Source organism: Klenkia marina, assembly GCF_900101025.1.
GTDB classification, from domain to species: domain Bacteria; phylum Actinomycetota; class Actinomycetes; order Mycobacteriales; family Geodermatophilaceae; genus Klenkia; species Klenkia marina.
The window spans coordinates 271,820-290,136 of record NZ_FMUH01000003.1 but is presented as its reverse complement, the minus strand read 5'-3'; the positions used below and the strand labels follow the sequence as shown (position 1 = coordinate 290,136).

Annotated in this window: 19 protein-coding genes; 7 read left to right on the top strand and 12 right to left on the bottom strand. The window is 74.9% G+C overall.

The genetic code is table 11. From position 1 onward, the window contains the following. Positions 1-165: 165 nt before the first annotated feature. Together BLP29_RS11040 and BLP29_RS11035 are read right to left on the bottom strand one after the other, a co-directional pair. Positions 166-1,170 carry a threonine aldolase family protein gene (locus BLP29_RS11040; protein WP_092804070.1) on the bottom strand — a complete coding sequence of 335 codons (1,005 nt, stop codon included), beginning with the start codon at positions 1,168-1,170 and terminating at the stop codon, positions 166-168. Between the two features lie 72 nt (positions 1,171-1,242). After that, complete coding sequence (locus tag BLP29_RS11035; RefSeq protein WP_092804838.1) at positions 1,243-2,580, bottom strand: class II 3-deoxy-7-phosphoheptulonate synthase; 1,338 nt, start codon at positions 2,578-2,580, stop codon at positions 1,243-1,245. Positions 2,581-2,638: 58 nt separating this feature from the next. Here BLP29_RS11035 and BLP29_RS11030 point away from each other — a divergent pair, with 58 nt between their 5' ends. Continuing rightward, positions 2,639-3,541: an NmrA family NAD(P)-binding protein gene (locus tag BLP29_RS11030; protein ID WP_092804067.1), complete on the top strand. Its 903-nt coding sequence runs from the start codon at positions 2,639-2,641 to the stop codon at positions 3,539-3,541. Here the strand turns inward: BLP29_RS11030 and BLP29_RS11025 are convergent. Next, the gene (locus tag BLP29_RS11025) at positions 3,528-4,007 is read right to left on the bottom strand and encodes a polyadenylate-specific 3'-exoribonuclease AS (RefSeq protein ID WP_092804064.1); all 480 of its coding nucleotides are present in this window, start codon (positions 4,005-4,007) and stop codon (positions 3,528-3,530) included. The two genes, BLP29_RS11030 and BLP29_RS11025, sit on opposite strands and share 14 nt — an antisense overlap. 64 nt (positions 4,008-4,071) lie before the next feature. On the opposite strand from BLP29_RS11025, the gene BLP29_RS11020 reads away from it, so the two are divergent. Next, positions 4,072-4,590 (top strand): DUF6584 family protein, encoded by a 519-nt coding sequence (locus BLP29_RS11020; protein WP_092804061.1) that lies wholly within the window; start codon positions 4,072-4,074, stop codon positions 4,588-4,590. 92 nt (positions 4,591-4,682) lie between these two features. On the opposite strand, the gene BLP29_RS11015 is transcribed toward BLP29_RS11020, so the two are convergent. After that, positions 4,683-5,591: a short-chain dehydrogenase/reductase gene (locus tag BLP29_RS11015; protein WP_092804058.1), complete on the bottom strand. Its 909-nt coding sequence runs from the start codon at positions 5,589-5,591 to the stop codon at positions 4,683-4,685. A 99-nt stretch (positions 5,592-5,690) separates the two neighbouring features. On the opposite strand from BLP29_RS11015, the gene BLP29_RS11010 reads away from it, so the two are divergent. From BLP29_RS11010 to BLP29_RS11000, 3 genes are read left to right on the top strand one after another with little or no spacing between them, the layout of a single operon-like run. After that, complete coding sequence (locus BLP29_RS11010; RefSeq protein ID WP_243469868.1) at positions 5,691-7,208, top strand: flavin-containing monooxygenase; 1,518 nt, start codon at positions 5,691-5,693, stop codon at positions 7,206-7,208. Beyond that, positions 7,205-8,143 (top strand): alpha/beta fold hydrolase, encoded by a 939-nt coding sequence (locus BLP29_RS11005; RefSeq protein ID WP_165839359.1) that lies wholly within the window; start codon positions 7,205-7,207, stop codon positions 8,141-8,143. The genes BLP29_RS11010 and BLP29_RS11005 overlap by 4 nt, the downstream gene beginning before the upstream one ends. Then, complete coding sequence (locus tag BLP29_RS11000; RefSeq protein WP_165839358.1) at positions 8,140-8,688, top strand: TetR/AcrR family transcriptional regulator; 549 nt, start codon at positions 8,140-8,142, stop codon at positions 8,686-8,688. The genes BLP29_RS11005 and BLP29_RS11000 overlap by 4 nt, the downstream gene beginning before the upstream one ends. On the opposite strand, the gene BLP29_RS10995 is transcribed toward BLP29_RS11000, so the two are convergent. Beyond that, complete coding sequence (locus tag BLP29_RS10995) at positions 8,685-9,077, bottom strand: VOC family protein (RefSeq protein ID WP_092804052.1); 393 nt, start codon at positions 9,075-9,077, stop codon at positions 8,685-8,687. The genes BLP29_RS11000 and BLP29_RS10995 overlap by 4 nt on opposite strands. Position 9,078: 1 nt before the next feature. Continuing rightward, positions 9,079-9,786, bottom strand: coding sequence for a lysophospholipid acyltransferase family protein (locus BLP29_RS10990; protein WP_243469867.1), 708 nt, complete (start codon positions 9,784-9,786; stop codon positions 9,079-9,081). A 184-nt stretch (positions 9,787-9,970) separates the two neighbouring features. Here BLP29_RS10990 and BLP29_RS10985 point away from each other — a divergent pair, with 184 nt between their 5' ends. Beyond that, entirely contained in the window at positions 9,971-10,705 is a 735-nt protein-coding gene (locus tag BLP29_RS10985; RefSeq protein ID WP_092804832.1) for a hypothetical protein, read from the top strand. 211 nt (positions 10,706-10,916) lie between these two features. On the opposite strand, the gene BLP29_RS10980 is transcribed toward BLP29_RS10985, so the two are convergent. Genes BLP29_RS10980 through BLP29_RS10965 form a run of 4 tightly spaced genes read right to left on the bottom strand, consistent with a single transcriptional unit; the run spans position 10,917 to position 13,801 of the window. After that, positions 10,917-11,900: an ROK family glucokinase gene (locus tag BLP29_RS10980; RefSeq protein WP_092804046.1), complete on the bottom strand. Its 984-nt coding sequence runs from the start codon at positions 11,898-11,900 to the stop codon at positions 10,917-10,919. Next, positions 11,897-12,241: a hypothetical protein gene (locus BLP29_RS10975; RefSeq protein ID WP_092804043.1), complete on the bottom strand. Its 345-nt coding sequence runs from the start codon at positions 12,239-12,241 to the stop codon at positions 11,897-11,899. Before BLP29_RS10975 ends, BLP29_RS10980 begins: the two co-directional genes overlap by 4 nt. Beyond that, a complete protein-coding gene (locus BLP29_RS10970; protein WP_092804040.1) occupies positions 12,238-13,362 on the bottom strand; it encodes an ArsA family ATPase in 1,125 nt (374 codons plus the stop codon). Before BLP29_RS10970 ends, BLP29_RS10975 begins: the two co-directional genes overlap by 4 nt. A gap of 7 nt (positions 13,363-13,369) precedes the next feature. Further along, positions 13,370-13,801, bottom strand: a complete 432-nt coding sequence (locus tag BLP29_RS10965) for an SRPBCC family protein (protein WP_092804037.1) — start codon at positions 13,799-13,801, stop codon at positions 13,370-13,372. A 154-nt stretch (positions 13,802-13,955) separates the two neighbouring features. On the opposite strand from BLP29_RS10965, the gene BLP29_RS10960 reads away from it, so the two are divergent. Beyond that, positions 13,956-15,767, top strand: a complete 1,812-nt coding sequence (locus tag BLP29_RS10960) for an AMP-dependent synthetase/ligase (protein ID WP_092804034.1) — start codon at positions 13,956-13,958, stop codon at positions 15,765-15,767. A gap of 48 nt (positions 15,768-15,815) precedes the next feature. Here BLP29_RS10960 and BLP29_RS10955 read toward each other — a convergent pair whose 3' ends face one another. After that, entirely contained in the window at positions 15,816-16,937 is a 1,122-nt protein-coding gene (locus BLP29_RS10955; RefSeq protein ID WP_092804031.1) for a glycosyltransferase family 4 protein, read from the bottom strand. Beyond that, positions 16,934-18,169 (bottom strand): M48 family metalloprotease, encoded by a 1,236-nt coding sequence (locus BLP29_RS10950; RefSeq protein ID WP_092804028.1) that lies wholly within the window; start codon positions 18,167-18,169, stop codon positions 16,934-16,936. The genes BLP29_RS10955 and BLP29_RS10950 overlap by 4 nt, the downstream gene beginning before the upstream one ends. Positions 18,170-18,317 lie beyond the last annotated feature (148 nt).

The following is an 18,317-nucleotide window of genomic DNA, read 5'->3' as shown; positions in this document are numbered from 1 at the left end:
GATCCTCCGGTTCGCACCGCGGCCAGCGCCCGTCCCCGGCGGGCGCTGAGCCGTTGCTCGTGGACCGGTCGGGAGGCCTCCGGCCCCCGCGACCGGGCCACGCCGGGTCATCCGGTGTCGACCTGGCGGCCGCCGTCCTGGTGGACGGCGGTCGCCTCGTCGACGTCACACCAGGGCGGAGACGACCTCGGCGGCGCGGTCGATCGCGGCGTCGTCGACGTCGAGGTGGGTCAGCAGCCGCACCTTCGTGGCCGAGACCTCGCTGACCAGCACGCCCTGGGCCTTCGCGGCCGCGGCCAGCATCGGGGCGGCGACGCCGTCGAGCACCACCATGTTGGTGTGCACGGCGGCCGGGTCGACGCCCAGCCGCTCGGCCAGCTGCTTCGCACGGGCGTGGTCGTCGGCCAGCCGGTCGACGTGGTGGTCGAGCGCGTGCAGCCCCGCGGCGGCCAGGACGCCGACCTGGCGCATGCCGCCGCCGAGGCGCTTGCGCCACAGGCGGGCCTCGGCGATGCGGTCGGCCGAGGCGACCAGCACCGACCCGACCGGTGCACCCAGGCCCTTGGACAGGCACACCGACGCGGTGTCGGCGAGGCGGCCGTAGGTGGCCAGCGGCACCCCGGAGGCCACTGCGGCGTTCCAGATGCGTGCGCCGTCGAGGTGCACCGCCACCCCGGCGTCGCGCGACCAGGCCCAGAGCTTCTCCAGCTCCTCCAGCGGCTGCACCAGTCCGCCGGCGCGGTTGTGCGTGTTCTCCACCGCGATCGCCGCGGTGGGCGTCAGGTGCCAGTTGCCGAAGGGCCGCACCTGGGCGATGAGCTGGTCGGCCGAGAGCACCCCGCCCTCGCTGACCACGGTGCGGGTCGAGAGGCCGAAGACCGCGGCCGCGGCCCCCATCTCGTAGGTGACCACGTGCGCCTCGGCGTCCCCGAGCACCTCCTGGCCGGGCTGGCAGACCAACCGCATGCCGATCTGGTTGCCCATCGTCCCCGAGGGCACGAAGAGGGCCGCCTCGTGGCCGAACAGGTCGGCCACGCGCTCCTCGAGCGAGTTGACCAGCGGGTCCTCGCCGTAGACGTCGTCGCCGACCTCGGCCTCGGCCATGGCCCTACGCATGGCCGGGGTCGGCTTCGTGACGGTGTCGGAGCGGAGGTCAACAAGGTGGGTCATTCCGTCATGCCTCTCGGCCCCGCTGCAGGGGCCCGCCGCGGGCGTGCGAGTGGTGGGGGGCAGTGGGGTCCTTCAGCCACGGAGCATCTCGGCGACGAGGAAGGCGAGCTCGAGCGACTGGCCGGTGTTCAGCCGGGGGTCGCAGGCGGTCTCGTACCGGCTGCCGAGGTCCTCGTCGCTGATCTCCATGGCCCCGCCCAGGCACTCGGTGACGTCCTCGCCGGTGAGCTCGACGTGGATGCCGCCGGGCCAGGTGCCCAGCCCGCGGTGGACGTCGAAGAAGCCGAGCACCTCGTCGACCACGCGGTCGAAGTGCCGGGTCTTGTAGCCCGAGGTGGACTCGTGGGTGTTGCCGTGCATCGGGTCGCACTGCCACACGACCTGGTGGCCGCTGGCGGTGACCTTCTCGACGATCGCCGGCAGCACGTCGCGGATCTTGCCGTTGCCCATGCGGCTGATGAGCGTGAGCTTGCCCGGCAGTCCTTCGGGGTCCAACCGCTCGACCAGCTCGACGGCCTGCTCGGGGGTGGTGGTCGGGCCGATCTTGACCCCGACCGGGTTGGCCAGCTTCGAGGCGAACTCGATGTGCGCGCCGTCCATCTGACGGGTGCGCTCACCGACCCACACGAAGTGGGCGCTCAGCGCGTAGGGGCGGCCCTCGTGCAGGCGCAGGAGCGCCCGCTCGTAGTCCAGGATCAGCGCCTCGTGGCTGTTGAACAGCTCGACGCTGCGCAGTGCTGAGTCGTCGACGCCGCAGGCGCGCATGAAGCCCAGCGCGCGGTCGATCTCGCGCGCGATGACCTCGTAGCGCACCCCGGCCGGGGAGGAGGCGACGAAGTCCTGGTTCCAGTTGTGCACCGCGTGCAGGTCGGCCAGACCACCGCGCGCGTAGGCCCGGATCATGTTCATCGCCGCGGCCGAGTTGGCGTAGGCGCGCACCAGCCGGTTGGGGTCGGGGATGCGCTGCACCGGGTCGGGGTCGAAGGAGTTGACCATGTCGCCCCGGTAGGAGGGCAGACCGAGGGCGTCGATGTTCGAGCTGCGCGGCTTGGCGTACTGCCCGGCCACCCGGCCGACCTTGACGACCGGCACGCTCGCGCCGTAGGTGAGCACGACCGCCATCTGCAGCAGCGTGCGCGTGGTGGCCTGCAGGTGCGGCTCGGTGTTCAGGTCGAAGGTCTCGGCGCAGTCGCCGCCCTGCAGCAGGAAGGCCTTGCCCTGCGCCACGTCGGCCAGCTGGGCGCGCAGGGCGTCGACCTCGCTGGGCGCCACGATCGGCGGCACGGAGGAGAGGGTGGCGAGGACGGCGTCCAGCGCGGCCCGGTCGGGCCACTCCGGCTGCTGCGCGGCGGGCAGCCCGCGCCACGTGTCCAGGCCCGGGACCAGCTCGGCGGGTTCGGTCAGACTCACGGTGGAAGGGTACGGCGGGCCGGGGACCACCCGGTCCACAGCCCGCTCGGAGGAACCCATGACCCGCCTGATCACCGTGACCGGCGCCACCGGAGCCCTGGGCGGCCGGGTCGCCCGGCTCGTCGCCGCCCACGCGGCCGACCACGGGGCCGTCGTCCGGCTGGTCGTGCGCGACCCCGCCCGCGCCCCGCAGCTGCCCGGCACCGAGGTGGTGGCCAACCCCGGCGGGTACACCGACGGGGCCGGGCTGACCGCGGCGCTCACCGGCACCCACACGCTGTTCCTGGTGAGCGCGGCCGAGGCCGCCGACCGCACCGAGCAGCACCTCTCCGCCGTCCGGGCGGCCGTGGCGGCCGGGGTCGAGAAGATCGTCTACACCTCGTTCCTGGGCTCCGAGGAGGGCGCGACCTTCACCCTCACCCGCACCCACGCGGCCACCGAGGCCGCGCTCGGCGACACCGGGCTGCGCACCACCGTGCTGCGCAACTCCATGTACGCCGACTTCGTGCCGTTCTTCGCCACCCCCACCGACGACGGCGGCGCGGTCATCGCCGCCCCGGCCGGCGACGGTGCGGCGTCCTTCGTCTCCCGCGACGACATCGCCGAGGTGGCCGCCGCCGTCCTGCTGCGCGACCACCCCAGCACCGACGGCCGCGTGCTGGACGTCACCGGGCCCGAGGCGCTGACGATGACCGAGGCGGCCGCGGTGCTGGCCGAGGTCACCGGCCGACCGGTGCGCTACGAGCCGCAGACCGTCGAGGAGGCCTGGGCCACCCGCCGTCCCAGCGGGGCGCCGGACTGGGAGGTCGAGGGCTGGGTGACCAGCTACACCGCGATCGCGGCCGGGGAGATGGCCGTGGTCAGCGATGTCGTCCGGGCGTTCACCGGGCACCCGGCGACGTCGGTGCGCGAGCACCTGCAGCGCCACCCCGAGGACTGGGCCGCCCTCAGCCGCCGCTGATCACCTGCCAGATCGCCAGGCCGTGGCGGGCGTCCACGAGCGCGTCGTGGGCGTCGGCCGGCTTGGGCGGCACCGGGGGCGAGCCGGCGTCCTCCCACGCCTGCTTGAGCTCGTGGGTGAACCGCGGCACCTTGCGCGGCAGCGCGGGCATCGCGCCCCACAACTGGCACAGCGCGACGTGGTCGTAGGCGGCGACCCACGCCCACAGCTGGACCTCCTCACCGGGGCCGGTGAGGAAGTCCAGCAGGGAGTCCCGGATCTGGGCGCGGGTGCGCCAGGCCTTGTCCGAGGGCGGGGGCAGCTTGTCGAGCACGTTGCGGCGCACCCACGGGATGGCCTTCGCGGGGTCGAACTCGGTGGAGACGGCGTAGAACTCACGGCCGGTCTCGTCGACCACGCCGATCGACACCAGGTCGATCGTCGTCCCGTCCTCGATGAACTCGGTGTCGTAGAAGAAGCGCCGCACACCGCAGACCGTAGGGGACCGGAAACCGGGTGCCCCCCGGCGGCGAGTCGGGCACCCTCTCGACGTGCCCGCCGACCAGACCCTCGCCCGAGCCCGGGCCGAGCTCGCCGCCGGACGGTCCGACCGGGCCCGTTCACGCCTGCACGGTCTGGTCTCCACCTACCCGCACCGGCTCGACGTGCGAGCTGCCCTCGCCGAGGCGCACCGCGCCGACGGCGACCGCGCCCAGGCCGGGAGGTGGTCCTACCTGTGCACGGACCGGCGTCCCGACGAGGTCACCGCGTTCCTGGCCAGCTACCCCGGCGCGCACCAGCGGGTCCGGGCCATGCGGTGGGCAGGGCCCGAGGACGCCGCCGGCCCCGCAGCGCACGGCCGGCTGGTCGAGCTGCGGACGGCGGCCGAGGAAGCGACCGGGGGTCCGGTCACCTGGTCCACCGCCCGTCCCCGCTCGTCCCCCGGTCCTGCGACAGCGGGGTCGCGGGTCGGCGGCGCACTCACCGCCACCGGCTGCTTCCTGGCCGTCGCAGTGGTGGTCGCGCTCCTCGTCGTCGGGGCGGTGACCGTCATCCGGTGGATCTGGTGAACGCGCGCACCTGAGGCCACCACTGCGCAGTTGCGGTCGCCCACGCCGGCGCGCCGCACGGTGTCGACGACCGCAACTGCACAGTCGAGCGGTCAGGCCTTGCGGGTGCGGCCGCGCTCGACGGAGTTGGCGCCGAACTCCTCGCCGCCCAGCGCGGCGATCTCCTGCTCGAGCTGCGGGACGGCGGTCTTGGCCTGAGCCAGCACGAGCTTCTCCCCCACCGCGCCGATGATCGCCTGGCGCCAGGCGGCGACGAACCCCACCGAGCGGGGCACGAACACCCGGCGGCCACGGGTCTCCAGGTTGCGCAGCAGGGCGTCGGCGCAGTCGGAGACCGAGGTGTAGGAGCCCAGCGGCCCGGGGAGCCGGTCGAGGGTGGCCTTGAAGGTGGGCAGCGCGGCCTTGGTGTCGCGGACCATGTCGGTGTCGATCCACACCGGGTGGGCGCTGGCGACGGTGACGCCGCGGTGGGCGACCTCCAGGCGCAGCACGTCGCCGAAGCGCTCGAGCCCGGCCTTGGCCGCGCAGTAGGCGGACAGGCCCGGCAGCACCGAGAACGCGGCGGCCGAGGAGATGAGCAGCACGTGCCCGCGCCGCTTCGAGATCTCCGGCAGCGCGGCGTGCGCGGTGAGCATCGCCCCGGTCAGGTTGACCTCGATGGTGCGCGCCAGCGCGCGCGCCGAGGCGGTGGCCACGGTGTTCATCGGGGCGATGCCGGCGTTGGCGACGACGACGTCCAGCCCGCCGAACACGTCCACCGCCCGGGCCACCGCCGCGGCCATGGCGTCGGCGTCGGTGACGTCGGCCTCCACCCAGAGGTGCTCGGGGCCGAGCTCGGTGGCGACCGCGGCCAGCAGCTCGGGCTCGAGACCCACGAGGGCCACGCGGGCGCCGCGGGCAGCGGCCTTGCGGGCCAGCTCGGCGCCGATGCCGCGGGCGGCGCCGGTGATCAGCACGGCCTGACCGGCCAGCGAGCGGGTGTTCGGGGTGGTGCGGGCCATCGTGGGGCTCCTCGTCGTCGAGTTGCTGTTGAGCACTGCTCAACGGATGTGTACCTTGTTGAGCGTTGCTCAGCAAGCCGTCAGCAAGGGAGCCGACCGGTGACCAGCACGATCGAGAAGACCACCCCGACCGCCACCCGCGAGGTGCACGTCGCCGTCGTCGGGTCCGGGTTCGCCGGCCTCGGCATGGCCATCCAGCTGCGCAAGCAGGGCATCGAGGACTTCGTCGTCCTCGAGCGCGGGGACGACGTCGGGGGCACCTGGCGCGACAACAGCTACCCCGGCGCGGCCTGCGACGTGCAGTCCAACCTCTACTCGTTCTCCTTCGCGCCCAACCCCGACTGGCCGCGCACCTACTCCGAGCAGCCCGAGATCTTCGCCTACCTGCGCGGCATCGCCGACCGCTACGGCATCCGCGACAAGCACGTGTTCGGCGCCGAGGTCACCGCGGCCACCTGGGACGACGCCGCACAGCGCTGGGACGTCGAGACCACCGCCGGCGACTTCCGCGCGAAGGTCCTGGTCTCCGGTGCCGGCGCGCTGGCCGACCCCTCCTACCCCGACATCCCCGGCATCGAGAGCTTCGCCGGGACCGTCATGCACACCGCCCGGTGGGACCACGAGCACGACCTCGCCGGCGACCGGGTGGCCGTCATCGGCACCGGCGCCTCCGCCATCCAGGTGGTGCCGGCGATCCAGCCCCGCGTGGGGTCCGTCGCGGTCTACCAGCGCACTCCTCCGTGGATCATCCCGCGTGGCGACCGGCCCACCACGCCGTTCGAGCGGTCGCTGTACCGCCGGTTCCCCGCCGTCCAGAAGGCGGTGCGCGGGGCCCTCTACGCCGGCCGCGAGTTCCTGGTGTTCGGCATGGCGAAGAACCGCAGGCTGCTGGCGCCGGTGCAGAAGCTGGCCCGCACCCACCTCGAGCGCCAGGTGCGCGACCCCCAGCTGCGCGCCGCCGTGACCCCGGACTACACCATCGGCTGCAAGCGCATCCTGATCAGCAACGACTGGTACCCGGCGATCTCCGCGCCCAACGCCGAGGTGGTCACCGCCGGCATCGCCGAGGTCCGCCCGCACTCGGTGGTCACCCGCGACGGCGTCGAGCGCCCGACCGACACCCTGGTGCTGGCCACCGGGTTCCACGTCACCGACCTGCCGATCGCGCACCGCATCCGCGGGCGCGACGGCCGCAGCCTCGCCGAGGTCTGGGACGAGGGCATGGTCACCAACCGCGGCTCCACCGTGGCCGGCTTCCCCAACCTGTTCCTGCTGGTCGGCCCCAACGTGGGCGTCGGGCACACGTCGATGGTCTACATGATCGAGTCGCAGGTGGCCTACGTCGGCGAGGCCCTGCGGGCGATGGCCGTCGAGGGCCTGGCGACGCTGGAGACCACCCCCGCCGCCCAGGACGCCTACCGCGAGCTGATCGCCGAGCGGTCGCAGGGCACGGTCTGGCTCGGGGGCGGCTGCGGCTCCTGGTACCTCGACCGGCACGGCCACAACACCACCCTGTGGCCCGACTTCACCTTCCTGTTCCGCCGACTGACGAAGACCTTGGACCGGGAGAACTACGTGGGGACGGCGGAGCGCACGACCGCCGGGGTGGCGGCGTGACCGCGGCGGCGATCGGCACCGACGCCGGCACCGTGCGGCACACGGTCCACGCCGTCCGCACCGCCGACGGCGCCCTGCTGCACGCCAGCGTCGACGGCCCGGCCGACGCGCCGGTGACCGTCGTGCTCGCCCACGGCTGGACCCTGGCGCAGGCCTCCTGGGACGACGTCGCCGCGCTGCTGGCCCCCGACGTCGCCGCAGGCAGGCTGCGGCTGGTCCGCTACGACCAGCGCGGCCACGGCCGCTCGACCTGGGGCGACACCGATCCGGTGTCGATCGACCTGCTCGGCGAGGACCTGGCGACCGTGCTGGCCGAGCTCGCGCCCACCGGACCGGTGGTGCTGGGCGGGCACTCGATGGGCGGCATGACGATCATGGCCCTGGCCGCCGCGCACCCCGAGCTGATCGGCGAGCGGGTGGTGGGCGCGGCGCTGGTCGACACGTCGGCCGGTCAGCTGTCCCACCCGCCGCGCACCGCGGCCGAGCGGCTGCAGGAACGGCTGCTGCCGGCCGTCGGCGCCTGGGCGGTGGCGCACGCCCGGCGGGTCGAGGGGTGGCGGCGGCTGGTGCCGCCGTCGCACCCCCGGCACCGCCGCGTCGTGCGCGGCATCCTCTACGGGCGCGACGCCACCGACGCCATGGTCGCCCGCGGCGCCGAGATCATGGCCGGGTCGTCCATCCGCGCGTTCGTCGCGTTCTACCCCGCGCTCGGCGCGCACGACAAGGCGCAGGCGCTGGCCGAGCTCGGCACCGTGCCCGTGGAGATCATGGTCGGCGACACCGACAAGCTGACCCCGGTCAAGCACTCCGGCCGGCTGGCCGCGGCGATCCCCACCGCGCACCTGCAGATCGTGCCCGGGTGCGGCCACATGCTGCCGCAGGAGCGGCCCGACCTGGTGACCGACGCGATCCGTCGCCTGCTGCCCGGCTCGTGACGGCGGCCCGCCGCTCGGCCGCCGACCGTCGCGCCCAGCTGGTCGAGATCGGTCTGGAGCTGCTGCCCACCACCCCGGTGCCGGAGCTGACCATCGACGAGGTGGCCCGGCGGGCCGGCATCAGCCGCAGCCTGCTGTTCCACTACTTCGCCACCAAGACCGACTACATCGACGCGGTCACCACCGCGGCGGCCGACCTGCTGTGCACCCACGTGCTCGGGGGCCCGGGCGGCGAGAGCGGCATGCTCGACCGCTTCGTGGGCTGGGTGGAGACCTACCGGGACAGCTACGTCGCCTTCGTCCGCGGCGCGGTGGGCGGCGACCCCGCCGTCGCCGACGTCTACACCCGGGCCCGCGAACGGCTCGTGGACGGCACCCTGTCGGCGGTCGGCCTGCCCGACGACCCCCGGCACCGGCAGCTGGTGCGCTCGTGGTTCGCCTTCACCGAGGACCTGGTGATCGGCTGGACCGCCGACCCGACGATGTCCCGCGACGAGGTGCTCGGGCTGGCCACCGACGTGCTGGCCCGGATCACCAGCCGCTAGGGCTTCAGCTGGGCCAGCTGGATCAGGTTGCCGCAGGTGTCGTCGAGCACGGCGGTGACCACCGGGCCGTGGTCGACCGCGCCCTGGGTGAACTCGACCCCCAGTGCCTCCAGCCGCGCGACCTCGGCCGCGACGTCGTCGCTGGCGAACTGCGTGAACGGGATGCCGTCGGCCCGCAGCGCCTCGCGGAACGCCCGGGCCGCCGGGTGCCCGGCCGGCTCGAGCAGCAGCTCGACGCCGTCGGGGTCGGCCGGTGACACGACCGTCAGCCACCGGGCGTCACCCGTCGGGACGTCGGTGCCCACCTGGAAGCCCATCTTCTCGGTGTAGAAAGCCAGGGCCTGCGCCTGGTCGTCGACGTAGACGCTGGTGAGCCGGACCCGGATCACGTCAGCCGGCCAGGGAGGACGGGAGGCGGTCGGCGGCCTCGTGCGGCGGGGGCTGCAGCCGGCCGACGACCTCGACGGCACTGGCACCGGTGGTGTCCATCGACTTCTTCACCTTGGCTCCGTACAGGTCGACGTACTCCTGGCCCGACAGCAGCATGATCTCGTACATGATCTCGTCGGTGATCGAGCGCTCGACGAACCGGTCACCGCTCATGCCCTCGTAGCGGGAGAAGTCCAACGGCTCGCCGACCACGACGTCGACCCGGGTGAGCTTCCTGCCCAGCAGGGTGAAGCTGCGGCCGGGGACCATCGCCACCGGGATGACCGGGCAGCCGGTCTCCAGCGTCATGCGGGCCACCCCGGTCTTGCCGCGGAAGAGCCGGCCGTCCGGCGATCGGGTGCCCTCGGGGTAGATGCCCAGCAGCTTGCCCTCGCCCAGGATGCGGACGCCGGTGGTCAGCGCGTTCTCCGCGGCGTCGGCGCTGGTGCGGTCGATGGGCACCTGGCCGCTGCCGCCGAAGAAGATGCGCTGCAGGAAGCCCTTGACCCCCGGCGCGGTGAAGTACTCGGCCTTGGCCAGGAAGGTCACCCGCCGGCGCAGCACCAGCGGCATGAAGATCCAGTCGGAGGCGGCGAGGTGGTTGCTCGCCAGGATCGCGCCACCGCGCCGGGGCACGTGCTCGGTGCCCGTCGCCTGTGGACGGAACACGACACGGACGATCGGTCCGATCGCCACGTGCTTGAGGAACCAGTAGAACAACGCGCCTCCCTCGGCAGCTGTCAGACTAAGGAGGACCGACCCCGCGGGGCAATCGCGGGTCCGGTCCGACCACCGCCCCCTGGACAACGAGCGGGTGGCCGACCACGCTTCGGTCCGTGCACGGGAGGCCAGCATGAGCGCACGGCGCGGCCGCCGGGACAACGGCCTCGACGCACCCCTGTGGCACCCGCTGCGCGACGTGGACCCCCGGGTCGGCGAGCACCTGCTCGACGTGCTGCGCGACGAGGGCATCGCGGCCTACCTCGCACCCTCCACCGACGACGGCCCGTACACGCGCACCCAGTTCCTGCCCTCGCCGCCGACCGACCGGCTCTTCGTCGACCGCGCCCGCCGGGCCGACGCCCGCACGGTCGTCGACGCGCACGCCGACGAGCACCAGCCGGTCGAGCCCACGCCGCAGCCCACCCCCCGCCGCCGGCGCACCGACCGGGCCGAGGACGACGCCGCCACCGACGCCGAGTTCGCCCGCATCGTCGCCGCCTGGCAGGCCGAGGAGGCCGCGACGGCCCAGGCCGACCCCGCACCCGTGCGCCCCGGGCCGGTCGACGAGCCGGAGCTGCGCGACGACCCGCCGCCGCCCCCGGCCGAGGTGCCCGTCCTCGACCGGCCCGACGAGCACTTCGAGCCCCCGGCACCGCCCCCGATCCCGGTGCTGGCCCCCGCCGCGCTGTACGCGCTGCTGCTGATCGCCGCCGGCGCGGTCTGCATCATCGCCCCGGGTGCGATCGGGCTCAGCCTCGACCTGGGCATCGTCATCGGCGTCCTGGCCGTGGTCGGCGGGGTCGCCGTCCTGGTGTCGCGCATGCGCGACCGCACCGACGACGACGGCGACGGCGCCGTCGTCTGAGCACACTGTCGCCCTTCGGGCTCCCACCGCGGCCAGGGCTGTGGGCCCGCTGCGTCGAGCACCCTCTGCTCGTCCTCAGGCAGGCCCCGCTCGTACCTCGGGGGCCCACCCTCGTCCTCGCCCCTACGGGCTCCCCGACGATCACGGACCGCCGGACGCCCCGGCACGGCGTGTCGGGTCCGCAGGTCCGTGACCGTCGCGCGCCGAAGGACTAGGCGGTGCCCTCGTGGACGGCGAGGCGGACGAGGTCGGCGGCACCGACCAGGCCGGCCTGCGCGCCCAGCTGGGCGACGACGACCGTGGGGCCGGGGCGGAACCCGCGGCCGGGCAGGGCCCGCTCCAGGCGCTCGCGGGCCGGGCCCAGCACCATCTCCCCCAGCACGCTGACGCCGCCGCCGATGACGACGACGTCGGGGTCGAGGATCGCGGCCATGTCGGCGATGCCCTGGCCCAGCCAGGTGCCGACCTCGGCGAGCAGCTCGAGGGCCAGCGGGTCGCCGGCCTTGGCGGCGGTGGCGACGTCCTCGCCGGTGAGTCGTTCGGCCCGGCCGCCCACCCGCTCCAGCAGCAGCGCCGCAGCGGCCGGTGAGCTCGTGGCGACCTCGCGAGCGGTGAACCCCAGCGCATTGCCCGAGGCGTACTGCTCCCAGCAACCGCGGTTGCCGCAGGCGCACAGCCGGCCGTCGGGCACGACCCGCATGTGGCCCCACTCCCCGGCCACGCCGTGCGCGCCGCGCTGCAGACGGCCGTCGATGACCATGCCGCCGCCGATGCCGGTGCCCAGGGTGATCATGACCGCGAGGTCCGAGCCCTGGGCGGCGCCGTAGCGGTACTCGGCCCATGCGGCGGCGTCGGCGTCGTTGCCCACCCACAGCGGGCGCTGCAGCCGCTGGGTGAGGTCGTGCCGCAGCGGCTGGTTGCGCCAGGCCAGGTGCGGGCTGAACAGCACGGTGTCGCCGGTGCGGTCGAACCACCCGGCGGCCCCCACGCCGACGCCGACCAGCGGTCCGCCGTGGGTCTCGGCCAGCTCGTCGACGACGGCGGCGATGGCGTCCTCGGTGGCGCGCACGGACTTGCCCGGGGTGGCCCGGCGGGCGGTCGCCGAGATCGTGCCGTCGGGCAGGACGACGCCGCCGGCCACCTTGGTGCCGCCGATGTCGATGCCGATCGCCGGCAGGTCGTGCGCGGAGCTCATGCCACCTCGATGCGTTGCACGGGAGCCGGCGGGGGCGCCGGCTCGGGGTCGGGGACGTCGGCGGCCGGCGCCGGTTCGCGGTCCGGTGCGTCGGCGGGCCGCGTCAGCCCGCGCAGCGCGGTCGCCGCGGTGGCCAGGACGTCGGCCAGGGCCTCGGAGAGGTCGGGCCGCTGCCCGCGCAGGACGGCGAGGGCGGTGCAGACCGGGCAGGTGCGGCACTCCGCCGAGTGGTCGGCACCGGCGACCGGCCCCGCCCCGGACAGCAGCCCGCCCAGTCCCTCGGCGAGGCCCTCGGCCAGGCCGCGCAGCTGGTCCCCCAGGGGCGGCACGGGGCCGGTCACCGGGCGGCCTCGGCGGCCAGCAGGTCGGCCGGCCACTGGTCCGGGTCGGCGGTGAAGCGCACCGTGAGCGCGGCCTGCGGGGTGCCGGGCTCGGTGACCGAGGCACCGGTGACGGTGCAGCGGCGCAGCAGCGGGTCCAGCGGGAGCGCGCGCCGCAGACCGGCGGCGCCGACCACGAGCTCGTCGCCCCAGCGGGTCAGCTCGACCTCACCGCGCCCGGCGTGCGGCAGCGGCACGGAGAGCTCCCAGCCGCCGTCCGAGCGCCGGGGTGCGGGCAGCGGCAGGGCGGGGGCGGGCCGGGCGGCCACGGCAGCGCGCAGCGCCCGCAGCTCGTCGAGGTCCGCGGGCGACCGGGGGGCGTCGGCGACCTCGGTGGGGGTCGCCCCGGCGCCGCGCAGCGCCGCACGGACGACGTCCTGCTGGTCGGCGCGCCCCCGGGCCCACTCCCCCGCGGCCGGCGGCAGCACCCGGGCGAGCACGACGGATGCGAGGGCGTGGCCGAGCAGCCCGAGACCGGTGCCGGCGCGGCGCAGTGCGGGCAGCGCCCGCGGGTCCGGCGGCAGGACCAGGTGCACCTCGGGGTCGGCGGGGAGGGCTCCCAGTGCGGCCTCCACCGCGCCGACCGCGGCCACGGCCGCCTCCACCGCACCCGGCTTGGTCCGGGTCAGCGCGCGCACCGAGGCCAGCACCCGCAGGCGGGGCGGGGCCAGCTGCGCCAGCCACCAGCGGGCCGCGTGCGGGAGGGCGAGCAGGGCGGTGGCCTGGTCCAGCGGCCCGGCGTCGAGGACCACGTCGGTGCCCGTCGCGGCCAGCCGGCTGAGCTCGGCCAGCAGCGCCACCTCGGCCACCCCGGGCAGCGGCAGCACCGAGGACGACGGCGGGAGGGTCAGCACCGGGACCAGCGCAGCCAGCTGCTCGGCGTGACCGGCCCAGGCGGACTCCAGTGCCGGTGCTGGCGCCACGGTGCGCACGGTGACCGCACCGGCGAGGTCGGGCACGGCCGGGGTCGACGTGGTCAGCAGCGTGACCGGGCGCCCGGCGTCGGCCAGCGCCAGGGCCGTGGCGGCGGCGACGGTGCTGGCCCCGGCCCCGCCCGGGCCGGTGACGACGAGGGTGCGCACCGCCGGGTCAGGCCTCGACGCGCTTCTTGAGCTCCTTGAGCGCGGTGTCGAGGATGACCTTCTCGGCCTTGCGCTTGATCATGCCCAGCATCGGGATCGAGAGGTCGATGCTGATCGTGTACGTGACCTCGGTGCGCCCGGCGGACTCGACGAGCGTGTAGCTGCCGTCCTGCCGCTTCTGCATCTGGCCCCGCACGAGGGTCCAGCTCACCTGCCGGTCGCCGTCCCAGGTGTAGGCGAGCACGTAGTCGTCCTTCACCGCGCCGGCGTCGAGCACGAAGTGCACCTGCTCGGCGCGGCCGTCGGGGCCCGTGCCGAGGACCTCGACGGTCTGGGCGGCCGAGACCCACTCCGGGTACGCCGGGAAGTCGGCGATCACGGCCATCACGGCGGACGCCGGCGCGTCGATCACGATGGACTGGGTGGACTGGTCGGCCATGCGCGCAGGGTAGTCGCCGGGCGGTGCCCTCCGCGCTCCGGTGCAGGTCACCTACTCACGAGTAGGGAGCCACCGGTAGCCTGGCCCTCCACGATCCCGCGTCCGCAGGCCGGCGACGAGGCTGGCCCTTCCGCGCGGGGAGGAGAGGACCGGCGTGCGCGAGCTGAGCGTTCCCCCCACCTACACGGTGGGCCCCGACGAGGCGATCCCCGACCTGCTGGCGGCCAACCTGCGCGAGGACCCCGACCGGGTGGGGTTGCGCGTGCAGCGCTCGCCCGGGCAGTGGGTCGACGTCACCTACCGCGAGTTCGGCGAGCAGGTCGCCGGTGTGGCCAAGGGGCTGATCGCCAGCGGCATCCAGGCAGGTGACCGGGTCGCCCTGCAGGCCCGCACCCGCTACGAGTGGACCGTGCTCGACTTCGGCATCTGGGCCGCCGGGTGCGTCGTCGTCCCGGTGTACGAGACCTCCAGCGCCGACCAGGTCGCCTGGATCCTCTCCGACAGCGGCGCCACCGCCGCCTTCGTGGAGGGGAAGGAGCACGCCGACGTCGTCGACTCCGTGCGCGGCGAGGCCCCCGACCTGGGCCCGGTCTGGGTCATCGAGGACGACGTCCTGTCCACCCTCGCCGCGGCCGGTGCCGACGTGCCCGACAGCGAGCTCGAGGCGCGGCGGGCCACCCTGGGCGCCGACAGCCTGGCCACCCTGATCTACACCAGCGGCACCACCGGCCGGCCCAAGGGCTGCGAGCTCACCCACGGCAACTTCCTGTTCGAGATCAACAACGGCATGACGCTGCTGGGCCGGTTCCTCAGCGTCGACGGCTCCCTGCTGCTGTTCATCCCGCTGGCGCACGTGCTGGCCCGGGTCCTGCAGGTCGGGGCATTCAAGACCCGCACGGTCATCGGCCACACGTCCGACATCAAGGACCTCGTGGCCGACCTGGGCACCTTCCAGCCCACGTTCGTGCTCGCCGTCCCGCGGGTGTTCGAGAAGGTCTACAACCAGGGCAAGGCCACCGCCGACGCCGGCGGCAAGGGCAAGGTCTACGACAAGGCCGCCCAGGTCGCCATCGACTGGTCGAAGGCGCAGGACGGCGGCCGCGCCGGGCTCGGGCTCACCGCCGCGCACAAGGTGTTCGACCTGCTGGTCTACCGCAAGCTGCGGGCGGCCCTGGGTGGCCGGTGCATCGGCGCGGTCTCCGGTGGCGCACCGCTGGGCGAGCGGCTCGGGCACTTCTTCCGCGGGGCCGGCGTCACCGTCTACGAGGGCTACGGCCTCACCGAGACCACCGCGGCGGCCGCGGTCAACCACGACACCGCCTACAAGATCGGCACCGTCGGCCGGCCACTCCCGGGCACCGACGCGGCCATCGCCGACGACGGCGAGGTGCTGCTGCGCGGCGGCATCGTCATGCGCGGCTACTGGAAGAACGAGAAGGCCACCGCCGAGGCCATCGACGCCGACGGCTGGTTCCACACCGGCGACATCGGCGAGCTCGACAGCGAGGGCTTCCTGAAGATCACCGGGCGCAAGAAGGAGATCCTGGTGACCGCCGGCGGCAAGAACGTCGCCCCGGCCGGCATGGAGGACCGCATCCGGGCCCACGCGCTGGTCAGCCAGTGCATCGTGGTCGGTGACCAGAAGCCGTTCATCGGCGCCCTCATCACCCTCGACGAGGAGGCCCTGCCCGGCTGGTTGAAGCTCCAGGGCAAGGACGCCTCGCTCACCGCGGCCGACCTCGCCGAGGACCCCGACCTGCGCGCCGAGCTCGACGGTGCGGTGGCCGCGGCGAACAAGACGGTGTCGCACGCCGAGAGCATCCGGAAGTACCGGGTGCTGGGCACCGACTTCACCGAGGCCAACGGCACGCTGACGCCGAGCATGAAGCTCAAGCGCAACGTGGTGCTCAAGGAGTACTCCGACGAGGTCGAGGCGCTCTACGCCAAGGCACCGGCCGGCTCCTGACGCCCGCCGGGCTCCGCCGTCCTCGGGGGCGGAGGAGCCCGGCGAACCTCAGGGGCGGAGGAGCCCGGCGAACACCGTCCCGATCGAGGTCCACGACCACCGTTCCTCGACCCAGGCCCGCCCGGCCGCCCCCATCGCCGCCGCACGCGCGGGATCGGCCAGCAGCCCGGTGAGGGCGGTGGCCACGGCGTCCGGTGAGCGCGGGTCGACCACGTGCCCGGTGATGCCGTCGCGCACCGCCTCGGGAGCCCCGCCCGACGTCCCGGCGACGACCGGTCGGCCGCACGCGGCCGCCTCCAGGTAGACCATGCCCAGCCCCTCCACGTCGAGCCCGCCGCGGCGGGTGCGGCACGGCATGGCGAAGACGTCCCCGGCTGCGTAGTGCTCGGGCAACGACCCCGGGGCCACCGGCCCGGTCAGCACCACCGACCCGGCCAGGCCCCGGGCGGCCACCCGCCGGCGCAGCCGCTGCTCGTCGGGTCCGCCGCCGACCAGCAGCAGCCGGGCCGTGGGGTGTGCGGCGAGCACCCGCGGCCAGGCGTCGACGAGCACGTCCTGGCCCTTGCGGCGCACCAGCCGGGACACGCAGACCACGACCGGTCCCCCGTGCAGCCCGTACCGGGCCCGGACCGCCGCGCCGTCGACCGTGGGACGGAACCGGTCCACGTCGACGCCGGGGGGCAGCTGCCGCAGGTCGGTCCGCCCGCCGAGCGCCGGGGCCAGCCGGCCGCGGGTGTACTCGGAGATGTAGGTCAGCACGTCGACGTCGGCGGCGATGCGCTGCAGCAGCTGCCGGCCGACGGGCAGGGCGACCCATCCGGTCTCGTGGCCGTGGGTGATGCCCACCGTGCGTCGCGCACCGGCCCGGCGCAGGCCCGGGGCCAGGAGACCCAGTGGAGCGGCAGCGCCGAACACGACGGTCTCGGCCCGGTGCTCGCGCACCAGACCGGCCGCCACCCGCGCCGTCCGCGGGGTGGGCAGCATCATCGGCGTGGGGAGCCGGACCACCCGGTAGGGCAGGCCGGCGTCGTGGTCGGCCGCGCCGGGCGAGGACGACGCCAGCACGACGAGGTCCTCGGGCGGCAGCCGGTCCAGCAGGGCGGCGACGAAGGTCTGGATGCCGCCCTGGCGGGGCGGGAAGTCGTTGGTGACCACCAGGGTGCGGGTCACCGTGACCACTCCTGCGCGGCCGCGACCCGCTGGGCCGTGGTGGGGTGCGAGCCGAAGAACCACTGCCAGACCGCCGGCGGGTCGGGCTGGTTGAGGTTGGCCACGGCCAGCCGGCGCATGACCGCGGTGAAGGCGTCGGGGTCCTCGGTGAGGTCCAGCGCGTGCTGGTCGGCCCGCGCCTCGAGCTGCCGGGACACCCCGTTCTGCACGGGCGTCGACAGCAGGGTGCCGAGAGCGACCAGCAGCAGCACCAACGGCACCACCCGGGCATCCCCCGCCCCGTCGGCGCCGGCCCGGCGCAGCAGCGGGCCCGAGCCGAGCAACCAGCCCAGCAGGGCCACCCCGGCCGCAGCGCCCAGGGCGCCGACCAGCGTCCCGGTCAGCACGTCGTCGGTCGCGACGTGGCCGAGCTCGTGGGCGGCGATCGACTCGACCTGGTCGTCGGGCAGCTCCTGCAGCAGCGTGTCGTAGACGACGATGCGCCGGGTGGACCCGAACCCGGAGACGTAGGCGTTGAGCGCGGTGGTGCGGCGGCTGGCGTCGGCGACCAGGACGTCCTCGACCGGGGTGCCGTTCTCCTCGGCCAGGGCCAACAGCTCGGTGCGCAGCGGACCGGCCGGCATCGAGGTGAAGTCGTTGAACGCCGGTTCGACGATCACCGGGTACAGGAACGACCCGGCCACCACGAGCCCGGCGGCGCCCGCACCGGCCCACGCCCACCAGGTGCGCGGCGCACGGCGGGCGAGCCCCACCAGGAGCAGCAGGCCCAGCGCGGTCAGCCCGGCGGTGATGGCGGTGTCGACCACGACGTCCCGGGTCCACAGCGACCAGCTGCGGGTGGACAGCCCGTAGCGACGCCGGACGACCTCGCCGTACGCGGCCAGCGGCAGGGTGGCCAGCCGGCCCAGGACCGTGATCGCCAGGGTGCCCAGCAGCACCCGCCACACCCATCCCCCGCCCAGCGGGCGCGCCACCGCGGTGACCACCCGGGCGCCGCTGCGGGTGAGCCCCAGCAGGCCGCTGACCAGGAGCCCGAGGGCGAGGTTGGCCAGCGAGGCGGGTCGCAGGGCTGCGGCGAAGGCGTCGGCGCGGTCGAGCTGGTCGGCACCGAGCCCCGCCGTGGGGTCGCCCACCGTGGGCGTCGCCGCCCACGGGATCCGCCACCACAGGACGGCGACGAGCGCGAGGCCCAGGACGAGCGCCGCCAGCAGCGCGGGCCGACGAGGACGCACGCCCCGGAGCCTAGTCGCGGCACGTGGCCCCGGCGCTCGGCCTCGACGCTCGGCCGCGGCACGTGGTCCCGACGCTCGCCCCGACCTTCGGCCGCGGCACGTGGTCCCGGCGCTCGACCCCGGCACCCGGCACCGAGCCCCGGTTCGG

Excerpts from the sequence above, each read along its gene's own strand:
- BLP29_RS11040 (WP_092804070.1), bottom strand. The coding sequence starts at position 1,170 with ATGACCCACCTTGTTGACCTCCGCTCCGACACCGTCACGAAGCCGACC.
- BLP29_RS11030 (WP_092804067.1), top strand. The coding sequence starts at position 2,639 with ATGACCCGCCTGATCACCGTGACCGGCGCCACCGGAGCCCTGGGCGGC.
- BLP29_RS11015 (WP_092804058.1), bottom strand. The coding sequence starts at position 5,591 with ATGGCCCGCACCACCCCGAACACCCGCTCGCTGGCCGGTCAGGCCGTG.
- BLP29_RS10985 (WP_092804832.1), top strand. The coding sequence starts at position 9,971 with ATGAGCGCACGGCGCGGCCGCCGGGACAACGGCCTCGACGCACCCCTG.
- BLP29_RS10980 (WP_092804046.1), bottom strand. The coding sequence starts at position 11,900 with ATGAGCTCCGCGCACGACCTGCCGGCGATCGGCATCGACATCGGCGGC.
- BLP29_RS10965 (WP_092804037.1), bottom strand. The coding sequence starts at position 13,801 with ATGGCCGACCAGTCCACCCAGTCCATCGTGATCGACGCGCCGGCGTCC.